Genomic DNA, 14,128 nt, shown 5'->3' on the forward strand with positions numbered 1-14,128 from the left:
CCTCCTTTGTCGGCTGCTTTTTTTCTAATGTGTGTATCTTTTTAAAATTTCTATTATAATTTTTGTGCAGATATCCATTCCTTCTACTGTAATATGTTCATACTCACCATGGTAAGCAAAACCTCCTGTTCCAAGATTAGGACAAGGTAAGCCCATATAACTTAATGTTGCTCCATCTGTTCCCCCTCGAATAGGTTCAATTACTGGTGTTACATTTAATGCTTTCATTACTTCTGTTGCATTATCAATTAAATGCATACAAGGCTTTATATGTTCAAGCATATTTTTATATTCATCTTTTATTTTAACTGTTACTGTTCCTTCGCCATACTTTTCATTTAATAATTTCTCAGTTAATAGAATTGTGTATTTTCTATTTTCAAATTTATCACTATTATGATCTCTTAGTTTATATTTTAAGGTTGCTTGATCTGTACTTCCAGAAAAATGCTCCAAATAGTAAAAGCCTTCATAATTTTCTGTATGTTCTGGTCTTTCGCCTGATGGAAGCATTGAATTAAATTCAATACCAACATTAACAGCATTAATCATTGTATTCTTAGCAGATCCAGGATGAACTGATACTCCGTGAATTTCAACTTCAACACCGGCTGCATTAAAGTTTTCATAAGAAATTTCGCCTTCTATTCCCCCATCAATTGTATAAGCAAAATCAGCTCCAAAGTTTTTCACATCAAATAGATGTGCTCCAAGCCCTACCTCTTCATCTGGGGTAAATCCAATGCATATTTTTCCATGTGGAATATTTTCATTTATTATAGTTTCACAAGCAGTTAAAATTTCAGCTATTCCTGCTTTGTCATCTGCACCTAAAAGTGTAGTTCCATCTGTAGTAATAAGCGTTCTTCCTACTAAGTCTTTTAAATGCGGAAACTTCTCAGGTGATAATATGCCATTGTTTCCTTTTAATATGATGTCTCCACCATCATAATTTTCAATAATTTGAGGATTTACATTTTCTCCTGGAGCTGCTGGTGCAGAATCTAAGTGAGCAATAAGTCCTATACTTGGTTTATCTTCATAACCTTTAGTTGCTTGTATTACTCCATAAACATAGCAATGCTCATCAACTCTACATTCCTCTATTCCAAGCTCTTTCATTTCTTCAACTAATAAATTTGCTAAATCAAATTGCCTTTTAGTTGTTGGATGTGTGTCAGAATTTTCATCTGATGTAGTATATACCTTTACATATTTTAATAAACGTTCATAAGCTTTCATAATTTTATCTCCTTCTTATCACATATAATTCTTCAAACATAAAACTTTACTTAATGAAGAATAATCACATAACCATTTTACTTATTCCTTCTAAATAAATCAATAATTGCTAAAAAATTTTATATAATATATATAAAAAAAAGTAGTTTAAACCTCACAGTTTAATCTACTTTCAAAATTCATTTTCATGCTCGCAAAAACTTTTCATAATTCTCTATTTTATCCTCTCTATTGGTGACTTTTAGCCAATTATTGTATTTTAAAATAGTATCCTCAAGAACATTTAGTTTTACTTTCTTAGTTTTTTCTTTTCTAATTTCTGCGTACATATTTATTTTTATTATATTTCCCAACATTTTCACCTCCTTCTAACTAATTATACAAATAGATTTATTATTTTTGGTACTAAAATAGTTAAAAGTTAGCAATTCAGTATATATATTAAATATTAAACAACAATTGAATCTTCTAATTTATCTATAGGTAAATCAATTACAAATTTAGTAATTACCTCATTACTCTCAACAAATATTTTTCCATTATAATTTTCTATCAATTCTTTAACTATACTCAATCCATACCCATGATTTTTATCATCATCCTCCTTGGTTGTAAATCCAGATTTGAATATTTTATTAATAATACCTTCAGGGATCTTTTCACCGTCATTTTCAATTTCTATAATAATATTTTCATCTTTGTTGTACGACCGAATAGTCAATCTCCCTTTGTTCTTCATAGCTTTAACAGCATTATTAACAATATTAACAACAATTCTATACAATTCCATTTCAGATATAGCTAATAGTGCTAAGTTAGCATGTTCTTCTATTTCTATATTTATATCTTCTGAAGTTATATGTTTAGTCGCATATGATAGAATAGATTCTTGTACTTTATTTTCTTTTCTTTTATTCGTTTCTCCTGCAACATTTATAGTACTTTTTAACAAACTCGATACATTTTCATACTGTTCCATCATACATAACTCATATAAAGATGACATCTGCATTCCATAAGTATTTTTTATCATGGTCAATTCAACATTTTTAATTTCTAGTTCTTGATTTAATTTATATATTTTATTTGCTCGTTCCTTAATTTGTACAAAGTATACAATGCTAATAATAATAAAGATAATTAATAGCATAAATATAACGTTTTTCAATAAAGGAGGTTCGTTTTTATATCTAATTATATAAAATGAAATTACAAAATCCGGAATAAAACTAAATAGGAGTATAGATATTAGTGAAAATTCCCCATCTAGTAATATTTTATAAAACTGCTTAATTAGTTTAGCAAACTTCATACATGTTATACACATTACAAATTGAAAAAGATAAATAAATAGTGCTTTGAACATGTCATTATGTTCTTTAAATATAATTTTTTCAATAAATTCATAAAATAAATTTCCAAATGTAAATACACTCAACATTACTATTGAATAACTTAAATTCAAAGCTAATAATGCTTCAATGTATTTCTTATTATAGAAGAATATTATAACTAACATACATAACATATGAGTAACGAAAACACATATAGAAACATTACCAAATTTGTTTGGAATTATATAACCAATCATAGACAATATTATTACACTTAATACTAGTTTCTTATCAAAAATCTTTTTGTATCCTAAACAATAATTAATTGTATATATAAATAATATACTTTGAAATATTGTACTTATAATATCTATATAATCCATTTCAAGCCCACATCCCTCTCACTACTTTTTTATCTTAATTGTATATTAGACTTAGATATAAATTCAGTATCCACCGAAATACATGAATTAATAATAAATTTAATTCTATTTCATTGAAGACCCAAATAATTTTTCAACCTAACTTTCTTAATTATTAATGTAGAATTAGAAACTCATTCGTTTCCTATTCTTGTATATTTTAAATGCTTTTAGAAAAATATCACCTTTCTACCTCTATAGCCAAATTATAATAAATTTTTTTTAATTATTCAACATTTTGTAGTAATATATTGTAAAATTAAGTATTAATACCTCTAATTTTAAATAATAAAATACTTTGTATGTTTAGGAACATATTAATAAATAAATTAAAAAATAACTCAAAAAAATTTTAACCATCAATTAGCTAACTTTCTTAACTAATTGATGGTTAATTTAATCCTAACCCTTTACTACTACGAAACGAATCTATTTGAATTGCCATCACCCTTCCATTGTCAAAATTTAAAAATTTCATTTTTATTTTAATATAAAACAATTTTTAATTTACTTGTTACATTACTTAGATATATTTTTCTCAAATAACCTTACTATAATTAGTAATACTCCCTGCGCCTTAATCGCCCTTTTGATTACTAAATAAATCTTCCGATGATTTATTTAGTACTTACAACTTGCGTTCTAATATGCTTGTCCTATATTACTAATCCACCATCTTCAATGGTTATGTGTTATTGGTCATACCTAATTAATATTTTTATAAGATGTAATTAATCTTGATTTTGTAATTTATTTAATAGAGTTAGGATTATTTTGTTAATCCTCCTTTCTTGTATTTATTATAGCATTTAAATTGTCAGAATTCAATATATTTTCTGATAATTTGTATAATTTTTTTTATAATTATAATTACCTTTATTTTTATATAAACACTTTATTTAAATTGAACTCCGTATCCTGAAACCAATAACTTTACAACAGCATTATAGCTTTTAATACCATTTTCCTGTCCACTTATTTTTAGCAACTTATCGTAAGCATCATTGTGAATTTTAGATATTCTCCCTCTATACTTATTCCAATATAAAGCATCATTTTTTAATTCTGCTTTAACGTTAATAGAAAGTTCATTATTGATTTTTTTAAATGCCTCTTTATTCGAATCATATAAATCATTCATACAGTAAGAATACGCCATTAAGTATCCACTATATTGATATTCATAATTATTAGAATTAATACATGCTAAAAAACCTATATAATTCGCTTCATCTTCATTATTAAATCCTCTTACATGACTTAATTCATGACATATAGTACTTGGAACATCGACTTTAGGCATATCATTATTATAATTGGCTTCTAAAGTAAAATCTGTTTCTCCCTCTAATAATTGATAGGACATTACTTTAGAAAAAAGATATGGTTTAGGAAGCGGATAATATCCTTGGAGACAAGAATATTTATCGCCCAAGTTCTTCATACTATTAATCCCTTCTTCCTTTACGCTATCATCTAATTTTAAAAGTCCATATTGATCCTTTTGTATTTTATTATCTGATTCATTAAGCTCGTCTTTAAGATAACTACAAAGTTCAGTCAAATTTTCTTCTGAAACATCTTTATTCTTCAAATCAGTCAACTTAGCAAAACTTGGTCTAAAAGCATTAACCCCTAAAGTCACTGCATTTAAAAATATAAAAATTGAAATATACAAAATAATATTAGCTGTTGCCCTAATAATAATTTCTTTAAGCGATATTTTCTTCTTATATTTCAAATATATATACATAATTAATTTAATAAAAATAAATAAAATAAATCCAATAACGATTAATTCATAAACTGAAAATTTTATTATTGATAATCCTCTCCCAATTACATTAACTAAATTTAAGTAAATATTTTCATAATATATGTTTGCAAATCCACTAACATACCTTGACATTCCAAATAAACCAGCACTAATAATAAGTAATAATCCACTACCCCATAGCTTTTTTTTACTCCATTTTATCTTCTTACGATTGTCTACTAAATTACTCATATTATCTATATTTGATACCTTTCATATAATTAATCTTTTTATTTTCACTTTAATAAAATCATACTACATCTCTTATTAAAAAAAAATATAAAAGTAATAGGAGTATATTTAAATTATACAAATACACTCCATCTGTAGCTACTTGACCTTAAACAATTACAGACTAATAATTTTCAAAACACTTTAATCTATATTTTTATCCATATTATTTATCATATTAGTAACTAAATCATCTATTGATACATTTTTTAATCCTTCTGGTATTTTAAAATTTGGATCATTTAAATCTCCGCCCATCTTTACAATAATTTGCTTTGCCTTTTCTGCATTTTGATCATCTGCATTAACAATTACTTTATAATTTACATCTGCAATTTCTTCGAATTTACCATAACCACTTACCATTGGACTTGCTGCTGCCATAGGGCCTAACATCGGATCACCTAAGGGACTGTCACTAGTAAGAACGTAATTTGCCAAACTATTTGTACTACTTGCAGTTGTTGGAAGATTTGTTCCTGGATTATTGTTTCCTGTATAATGTTCATTTATATCTGCAGCTGCATCAGTTATACCTGCTCTCTTCAATGTCTCTACAGCATCATTTGCAGCTTTTATACCACTAAAGTAACCTTCTAGCTTCATAAAAACACCTCCATTTAATATTTAATTAATTCAATGAATATTGTTTCACTATATATAAACTATTATTCCAAAATATTTATACACTTTAAATCTTGACATTGAAATAAACGCCAGTTTATTATATGATAGATGCTATAAATATAGCAAAATATAATCCTAAAGAAATGGGGTATTGTATGTATCCAAAAGATTTAAATTATAAAATGCCTGCTGAATGGACTACTCATGAGCGTACATTCATTTCATGGCCTGTCAAAGAATCTATGTGTTATCCAGAAAATCATGAAAGTGTATGTCTTGGATATGCAGAATATATAAAAGCAATTTCTGAATTTGAACCAGTCACTGTTATTGTAAATCCAAAAGATTTAACTGATGTTACTAAACTTTTTGCTTCTTCAAACATTAGTTTTCTTCCAATTGATCATAATGATGCATGGCTTCGTGATAATGGTCCAACGTTTGTCGTTGATGAAAATTACAATATAGCTGGAGTTAACTGGAAGTTTAATGCTTGGGGTGAAAAATATGCTCCATGGGATTTAGATGATATGGTGGCTCCAAAAATCTTAGAACATTTTAATGTAAAGAAATTCGATGCACCACTTGTTCTTGAAGGTGGATCTATTCATGTTGATGGTGAAGGTACCTTACTTACTACAGAAGAATGCCTTTTAAATCCTAATAGAAATCCTGACCTTACAAAGGAACAAATTGAAAATTATGCAAAGCAATATTTGAATATTGAAAAAATCATTTGGTTAAAGAATGGTTTAGATGGTGATGAAACTGATGGTCATGTAGACAACATTGCTTGTTTTGCTGCTCCTGGGAAAATTATAATGCAAACTTGTGACGATCCAAATGATAAAAACTACGAAATCACTTTAGAGAATCTTGAAATACTAAAAAACTCAACTGATGCAAAGGGAAGAAAGTTAGAAGTAATTTCTATCAATCAACCTCCTAGAGTTGAATATGAAGGTGAAAGATTAACCTTAAGTTATTTAAATTTTTATTTTGTAAATGATGGCATTATTTTGCCTATCTTTGGTGGAACTGCTAAAGAAGCTGACAAATTAGCTGAGAATGTATTAAGTGAAACTTTTCCTAATAGAAGAATTAGAACGGTTGATGGAATTACTGTAATCAAAGAAGGTGGCAATGTGCATTGTACAACACAACAAATGCCACTTGTTAAAACTTCCAGAGCTAATAAGAAATAATACGAGGTGATAAGTTATGAGAAATGTTAAAGTTGCTGCTACACAAATGAGTTGTTCTAACAATATTGACGAAAATATCTCTAAAGCAGAACAATTTGTTAGAGACGCTGCTGATAAAGGTGCTCAAATCATCTTACTTCAAGAATTATTTGAAACACCATATTTTTGCCAAAAAGAAAAATCTGATTATTATGTGTATGCTTCAACAGTTGAAGAAAATAGAGCTATTAATCATTTTAAAAAAATTGCTAAAGAATTAAAAGTAGTTCTTCCAATTAGCTTTTACGAAAAGAAAAACTATGCTAGATATAATTCCATAGCAATTATAGATGCTGATGGTGAAGTACTTGGAACCTATAGAAAGAGCCATATTCCTGATGGTCCTGGATATGAGGAAAAATTCTACTTTAATCCTGGGGATACTGGCTTCAAGGTATGGAATACTCGTTATGGAAAAATTGGTGTTGGGATCTGTTGGGATCAATGGTATCCTGAAGCTGCTAGATGTATGACTTTAATGGGAGCAGAAATCCTATTCTACCCTACAGCTATTGGCTCTGAACCACAAGATGGCTCAATTGATTCAAAAGACCATTGGCAAGCTTGCATGTTAGGGCATGCTGCTTCTAACTTAATTCCTGTAATTGTTTCAAATAGAGTTGGTATTGAAGCAGATGAAGATTCTAAAATAACCTTTTATGGTTCTTCCTTTATTGCTGGACCACAAGGAAATAAAATTGTTGAGGCTAATAGAACAGAGGAAACTGTTTTAGTTGCTGAGTTCGATTTAGATCAATTAGAAAATCAACGTATTGAATGGGGTATATTTAGAGATCGTCGTCCTGATTTATATAAGATCATCACTTCCTATGATGGAGCGTTAATAATTAAATAAGTTTCTTTTAAAACATAGCTGTACAAATTTGGTGCCAAGGAGACATTTCTACCATTTTAAATTTGTACAGTTTTAAAATTACTAAATATTACATTGACCGTCACAGCACATTTTTCTTGTGCATATCAAATAAATATGTTATTATAATTTAGCAGTAGAAAACAAAGGTTTTCCTGCTCAATTAAGTTAAATAGCAATATTGTTTATTGAACTTAAAAAATTTAAAGCATTAAGTCGTGGACAAGTTTCCATGAATTAAATATATTGTTTTTCTGAAATATACGTTAAGCTCTTATTTTGAACCTACATATTAACTTCGGGAGTTCAATATTTAGATGAAGAAATGTACCTTTCTGTGAGTCCATTTAAGGCATTAAGGGCGATTGAAACATCTGTGAGGACACCCACCTATCGAGAGATAGGTGTCAAAATCAGAGTACCGGTATTTTGGATATAATATGAATTTTAAGCCAATGTTTAGGATTATTCTAAAGCATTGGCTTTTTTCAAATATATAAAAAGAATTAAATAATTCAATACTAACTTCTTTTTTATTTACTAATTATCAATTTAAATAAAACTTTATTCCATATATTCAAATACAGCTTCAACGTTTGCTTCAATATTATTTTCTCCTGCTTCAATAGGAGTTGTCCCACTTACAGACTTAAAAGTCATTGCTGGTAATGGCGATATGTTTCCCATAGCAAGTTCAACTATTCTTATGGGAATATCATTTAATCTCACTCCTAATTTATTTCCCATAACCCTTGCCTTATTTTGAGCATCTGTGACAGCTCTATTTAATACTTCGTAATAATATCTTTGTTCATTTGAAACAAGAAAATTGAGATCTCCAATATTATTTGCTCCATTTCTTACAGCAGTATCAATTACTTCTCCCGCCGACTTTATATTTGTTATAAGAACATTTAAATTATTAGTAACCTCATAACCTCTAAAAACTTGTTTACCCTCAATATAATCATATTTTGTTCGTATATTATAGTTTTGAGTTTGTATATTGTCAGGAAATACTCCAATTTCTAATATACTATTAATAACATTCTGGGTTATAAGAGCATTTTCCCGTTGTGACACTTCTAATTGAACATTTTCTGTTATAACTCCAATTAGCAACTTAGCTAAATCAGGTTTTACACTTAATATACCTTTTCCAAAAACCTTAATTATATTATTTAATTGACTTTTTGAATAATGGTTAAAGCTATATTTCTCATTATCCTCTAATACATTCATAATTTTCACCCTCTGAAAATATTCATTATTTTATATTATGATTAATTGAAACAAAAGTCACTAAATTATTATAATTTCCATAGATATCCAAAGCGAGAATTAGACTTATGCAACAATTACCGAAATCAGATCCATTTATCTTCCACAGGACTAGTGAAATTTTCGCTGGAAGATTCTAAGTGGAAGGTTGCACTCATTTCTGCATGTTCCTAAAGTAAATTTATGACAAGCAGAAAATGAAACAACCTTCCACTAATAACCATCATCAGCTCAATTTCACATGCCTGCTTCCAGAAAAATGTATCTGATTTCTGGTGTAGTGTTACGATTATAGTTTTTCAATACTACATATATATTACATTTATAAGTTTGATTATTAAATTGGATATCTATAAATTTAATAAACCTTTTTAATTTTTATTTGTTAACCAATTTTTAATTTTAAAGTTGACAATAAATAAAATTAATTATATACTAAATCTAAATTAATTTTATAACATTATTAAGGAGAATAGAAATATGGAAAATACAAGAAGAATAAGTACTCGCCAAATGACTTTGATTGGTGTAATGACTGCAGTTATTTGTATCTTAGGCCCCCTATCACTTCCTATAGGAATAGTTCCTGTTTCCTTAACTAATCTTGCTATTTTTTTTGCAATATATGCTTTAGGTGGAAAAAAAGGAACCATTAGCTGCATTGTTTATCTTTTCATTGGAATTATTGGATTACCTGTCTTTTCAGGTTTCTCAGGAGGATTCACAAAATTGTTAGGCCCAACAGGTGGATATTTAATTGGATTTATTTTTTTGGCATCAATCAGTGGAATCTTTATAGATAAATTTACAAACAAAATTTATATGTGCTTATTAGGAATGATACTTGGTTCAATAGTTACATATATTTTGGGTACTATTTGGCTAGCATATCTAACTAAAATGCCGTTTAACTCAGCCCTATCAGTTGCAGTTATTCCCTTTTTGCCAGGAGATTTAATAAAAATGATACTTGCAGCATTGATTGGACCACAAATTAGAAAGAGACTTATAACTGCTGGATTATATGCTTAAAGGATACCCTATTTGTATCCATACAATTGCCTTTTTAACTTTTCTGATGTTATAATAACAGCAGAATTTTCATATACAGATAGTTTTTACAAAGGGGGCATATTATATGGAAAATAAAAACACTCGACTTATTAAATTACTTCAAACAGGAATACTTGCTGCATTATGCTTTGTATCTTTTACTTTTCTTTCAATTAAAATACCAGTAGCAGGTGGTGATGCAGTATCTCTGCATGTGGGAAATGCTTTTTGTGTTTTGGCTGCTTTACTTCTTGGAGGTTTGTATGGTGGCTTATCTGGTGCCATAGGAATGACAATATCTGATTTGTTAGATCCAACCTATGCTATTGGTGCACCAAAAACATTCATTTTGAAATTGTGTATTGGATTAATTACTGGATTAATTGCTCATAACTTTGCTAAAATAGATCAAAGTAATGATAAAAAATATATTGCCAGATGGACAATAATTGCTGCTATTGGAGGATTATCTTTTAATGTTGTTTTTGATCCTATTGTTGGATATTTTTATAAACAATATATTCTTGGTCAACCACAGCAAATGGCTGCTATCCTAGCCAAATTTAGTGTGTTTGCAACTTTTATTAATGCTATTGTCTCAGTTATATTAGTAAGCACCATCTATAATGTTATAAGACCTGTTTTAAAAACTTCTGGATTACTTTTTCCTGTTGCAAAAAATAAGTCCATAAACTAATTAACTATATATTATGTACACCTAAAAACTTATATAAGCAAAACGTTACATTTAAATAATTTCAAAAGTAACGTTTTGCTTATTTTAAGTTAATAACTTAATTTATTTTCTATTTTCCCTTATATACAGCTTCAAGTAATCTTTCATTATATTCCCTAATATGAGGACATATATTATCCTCTCTAAGAACAACTTTCTTACTTCCTTCAATTGAAGATACTTCTAATTCTTTCAATTCTTTATTAATCCACTTTTCATATTCAATTACTGATACTCTCACCATGTCTTCAACTTCGTCCCCTAAAATAAATTTAGTATTATCCTTTACTTCTAAAAGATACATTTCACATATTTCATTATCAAAAAATTCTCCCTTTTGAAAAGCTTCAAATTTTCTTCCTATGTATTTCAAATCATTTTTGTTTATATTTAATCCAATTTCCTCATCTAATTCCCGTATCATAGCTATTTCTGCCTCTTCTCCTGCATCAATATGACCTGCACAAGCTATATCATACATACCTGGAAAATCTGATTTATTAAAGGATCTTTGTTGAAAATATAAATAGATGCCAATTTCTCCTCTTTCTATTATCCAGCAATGAACTACTTTGTGCTTAAGTCCCTTTTTATGGATTTCATCCCTAGACAATATTCCTACTTCTTCTAATTGTTCATTATATACTGTTAATAATTCTTTCATCATACATATCTCCTATAAATTAATTCAACAAACTAAGCTTTACATTATCAAGATAAAGCTTACCTTTAACTATTTCTTTATATATACCCTCCAGTCCTTTATAAATAACTGACTCCTCAGTTTTTTTGTTGTATAAACACATTACAGAAAAATTAACTTTAAATAATTCTATTGAAATTTTAGTCATTTTAAATCCATTTCTCTCATAAAATTCTATCCTTCTCTTACGTATTAATTTTTCAGCATCCTCAAAAGCCTCTTCTACTTTTTCAACTTCTACAAAAATACCGTTATAATCTTTACATTGTTCCTTTAAAATAGCTAGCAATTTACTTCCTATCCCCTTATTTCTATGTTTTTCACAAACTGCATAGTAATCAATCAACATATATTCTTTTAAAGTTACAATAAATGCATAAGCTAATAAATCTTCATTATCATACAACCCATAGCATATATAGATTTTTTTCTTTAAAAGATTTAGCATTACCTCAACAGGTTTTAGCTCTTCACTAGGGAAGTCTAATATCATATGTTCATTATATACCTTAATTATTTCTTCTTGATTCAGTTCTTTAATTTTCATCATTATTTCATTCCAATCTATTAATTTCCATTTTTTTTATTTCTCTTGTTTTCTATTTTAACACAAAAATAATATTTTTTATAAAATATTGCATCTATATACTTCCTTAAACATAGCATAACTATAAGATGGATTTTTTTGCAAATCAAAAAATTTCATAAAACTAAAGGTATAGATTAATCTATACCTCAATAATTATAATATTACTATATTATAATCACTTATTAAAGATAGCTAATTCGTAACTATAGATTTGAAAATTCTATATTAACTCTTGAAATACTCCCCTTATTCATCTGCAGTTCATCTAAATTAAATTTACAAGATTCACCTTGAATTACTTCACAAGGAATTTTGATGATGAACTCAGTTCCAATACCTTCTTTACTTTCCACAGATATATCTCCTCCATGCTGCTCAACTAATGATTTAACAATAGAGAGACCAATTCCACTTCCCTCATGATTTCTTGTAGAAGGCTTATCTACTTGAACGAAACGTTCGAATATCGAATTAAGTTTATCTTTTGGTATACCTTTGCCAGTATCTTTTATTTGTATAAATATATAATTATTATTTTCATGCACCTTTACAGTTATATTCCCGCCACTTGACGTAAATTTCACTGCATTTGATAACAAATTCAAAATAATTCGCTCCATTTTTTCAGCATCAAGTGCTATAACTTTTTCTTCAATATCAGTGTCAAATATGATTGATAGATCCCTGTTTTCAATATAACCAGCTACAGATAATACAACATTTTCAACTAAACTTACAATATCATAATTACTTTTATTTATATTAACATAACCATTTTCAAATTTAGTTATATCAATTAAATTCTCAATAAGTCTTAAAAGACGATAACAATTTTGTTTCATCATCTTTACATATCTCATTTTATCTTGCTGCTCATTTTCTCCAAATAAATTTTTCAACATAACTTGTTCCATTTGTAATGCTGAATAAATTACATTTATAGGAGTTCTTAATTCATGAGAAATATTGGCAAAAAATTCTGTCTTCATTCTATCTATTTCCTTTAACTCATCTAATCTTAATCTCTCATTTTCCATATCCTTCTTTAATTGTTCTCTTTTACTTTTCTCAGTAATATCTCTACTCACTCCTATTATCCCCAAAATATCACCTTTAGGGTTATAATATGGCGTTTTTAAAGTATTTAATAAAATTTTCTCTCCATTTGCATATTCGACCCATTCTTCAAATTCATAGGTTTTTCTACTATAAACTGTTTTTTCATCAGTACATAAAAAAGTTTTTGCAACTTCCTCACTGAAAATATCAACATCTTTATTTCCTAAGATTTCTTCTCTTTTTAATCCCGAAAACTTTTCAAAAGATTTGTTGCACCCTAAATATGAACCATAAATATCTTTGAAATAAATCAAGTCTGGAATAGAATTAATCAAAGAAACTAAAAGGGACTCTTTTTCTTGAAATTCCATATAAAGTTTTTTAAATTTTTCTTCGTTTTTCTTAATTTCGCTTACATCATGTATAGTACCTGATATTTTTTCTGCTATTCCATTTTTATCACAGAATACCTTTCCTTTAAATTCTATCCATCTCTCGAGATTATCACTTTCACATAAAATTTTGAATTCTTTATCAAAATCTTCCCTTGTTTCAATTATTACTCTAAAGTACTCTCTAATCTCCTCTCTATGTTTCGGATGAATAACATTTAACCATCCTCTCTTATCTCTAACATACTTGTCACTTATCCCAAGCAATTCATACACTACATCTGATACATTGATAATACCTTTTCTTCTATCATAACTAAAGATACCTACTTTTCCAATCCGTTGTAATTCATCTATCCATAATTCGCTTTTTAAATCCATAACTACTATTTTCACTTCCTATATTGTGTGATTATTCAAACTAAAAAACAATAATTCATTGTTCGACATATAATATCCATTATATATGTTTTTTTACTATTTTCCATATTTCTAGTATTAGTATAACATATAATACAACATACA

The 14,128-nt window shown here is 27.8% G+C and carries 13 protein-coding genes and 1 other RNA gene; 5 read left to right on the forward strand and 9 right to left on the reverse strand.

Features of this window, described 5'->3' with window-relative positions:
* Positions 1-24: 24 nt before the first annotated feature.
* The 5 genes from pepT to L3B98_RS26225 form a co-directional block, all read right to left on the reverse strand.
* Positions 25-1,242: a peptidase T gene (gene pepT / locus L3B98_RS26205; RefSeq protein ID WP_077362594.1), complete on the reverse strand. Its 1,218-nt coding sequence runs from the start codon at positions 1,240-1,242 to the stop codon at positions 25-27.
* Positions 1,243-1,427: 185 nt separating this feature from the next.
* The gene (locus L3B98_RS26210; protein WP_015392552.1) at positions 1,428-1,598 is read right to left on the reverse strand and encodes a hypothetical protein; all 171 of its coding nucleotides are present in this window, start codon (positions 1,596-1,598) and stop codon (positions 1,428-1,430) included.
* 92 nt (positions 1,599-1,690) lie between these two features.
* The gene (locus L3B98_RS26215) at positions 1,691-2,959 is read right to left on the reverse strand and encodes an ATP-binding protein (protein WP_238918878.1); all 1,269 of its coding nucleotides are present in this window, start codon (positions 2,957-2,959) and stop codon (positions 1,691-1,693) included.
* A gap of 934 nt (positions 2,960-3,893) precedes the next feature.
* Positions 3,894-5,006 carry a DUF3810 domain-containing protein gene (locus L3B98_RS26220; protein ID WP_015392550.1) on the reverse strand — a complete coding sequence of 371 codons (1,113 nt, stop codon included), beginning with the start codon at positions 5,004-5,006 and terminating at the stop codon, positions 3,894-3,896.
* Positions 5,007-5,189: 183 nt separating this feature from the next.
* Positions 5,190-5,651 (reverse strand): hypothetical protein, encoded by a 462-nt coding sequence (locus tag L3B98_RS26225; RefSeq protein ID WP_077362588.1) that lies wholly within the window; start codon positions 5,649-5,651, stop codon positions 5,190-5,192.
* Positions 5,652-5,827: 176 nt separating this feature from the next.
* Between L3B98_RS26225 and L3B98_RS26230 the strand changes: the two genes are divergently transcribed.
* The 3 genes from L3B98_RS26230 to ssrS all read left to right on the forward strand — a co-directional run bounded on the left by L3B98_RS26230 (position 5,828) and on the right by ssrS (position 8,230).
* Positions 5,828-6,877, forward strand: a complete 1,050-nt coding sequence (locus L3B98_RS26230) for an agmatine deiminase family protein (RefSeq protein ID WP_017810660.1) — start codon at positions 5,828-5,830, stop codon at positions 6,875-6,877.
* Between the two features lie 16 nt (positions 6,878-6,893).
* Positions 6,894-7,772 (forward strand): N-carbamoylputrescine amidase, encoded by an 879-nt coding sequence (gene aguB, locus L3B98_RS26235; protein WP_238918879.1) that lies wholly within the window; start codon positions 6,894-6,896, stop codon positions 7,770-7,772.
* Between the two features lie 266 nt (positions 7,773-8,038).
* Positions 8,039-8,230: non-coding RNA, 6S RNA (gene ssrS / locus L3B98_RS26240), on the forward strand.
* Positions 8,231-8,354: 124 nt separating this feature from the next.
* On the opposite strand, the gene L3B98_RS26245 is transcribed toward ssrS, so the two are convergent.
* On the reverse strand, positions 8,355-9,032 hold the full coding sequence (locus L3B98_RS26245) for an SIMPL domain-containing protein (RefSeq protein WP_238918880.1): 678 nt from the start codon (positions 9,030-9,032) through the stop codon (positions 8,355-8,357).
* A 519-nt stretch (positions 9,033-9,551) separates the two neighbouring features.
* On the opposite strand from L3B98_RS26245, the gene L3B98_RS26250 reads away from it, so the two are divergent.
* Together L3B98_RS26250 and L3B98_RS26255 are read left to right on the forward strand one after the other, a co-directional pair.
* Positions 9,552-10,103, forward strand: a complete 552-nt coding sequence (locus L3B98_RS26250) for a biotin transporter BioY (protein ID WP_238918881.1) — start codon at positions 9,552-9,554, stop codon at positions 10,101-10,103.
* A 106-nt stretch (positions 10,104-10,209) separates the two neighbouring features.
* Positions 10,210-10,821, forward strand: coding sequence for an ECF transporter S component (locus tag L3B98_RS26255; protein ID WP_238918882.1), 612 nt, complete (start codon positions 10,210-10,212; stop codon positions 10,819-10,821).
* A gap of 109 nt (positions 10,822-10,930) precedes the next feature.
* On the opposite strand, the gene L3B98_RS26260 is transcribed toward L3B98_RS26255, so the two are convergent.
* The 3 genes from L3B98_RS26260 to L3B98_RS26270 all read right to left on the reverse strand — a co-directional run bounded on the left by L3B98_RS26260 (position 10,931) and on the right by L3B98_RS26270 (position 13,999).
* Positions 10,931-11,524 (reverse strand): NUDIX domain-containing protein, encoded by a 594-nt coding sequence (locus tag L3B98_RS26260; protein ID WP_238918883.1) that lies wholly within the window; start codon positions 11,522-11,524, stop codon positions 10,931-10,933.
* 19 nt (positions 11,525-11,543) lie between these two features.
* The gene (locus L3B98_RS26265) at positions 11,544-12,113 is read right to left on the reverse strand and encodes a GNAT family N-acetyltransferase (protein ID WP_015392542.1); all 570 of its coding nucleotides are present in this window, start codon (positions 12,111-12,113) and stop codon (positions 11,544-11,546) included.
* 242 nt (positions 12,114-12,355) lie between these two features.
* Positions 12,356-13,999: a PAS domain-containing hybrid sensor histidine kinase/response regulator gene (locus tag L3B98_RS26270; RefSeq protein ID WP_238918884.1), complete on the reverse strand. Its 1,644-nt coding sequence runs from the start codon at positions 13,997-13,999 to the stop codon at positions 12,356-12,358.
* Positions 14,000-14,128 lie beyond the last annotated feature (129 nt).

This window comes from Clostridium sp. YIM B02555 (assembly GCF_022320955.1).
In the GTDB taxonomy this organism is placed as follows: Bacteria; Bacillota; Clostridia; order Clostridiales; family Clostridiaceae; genus Clostridium; species Clostridium saccharoperbutylacetonicum.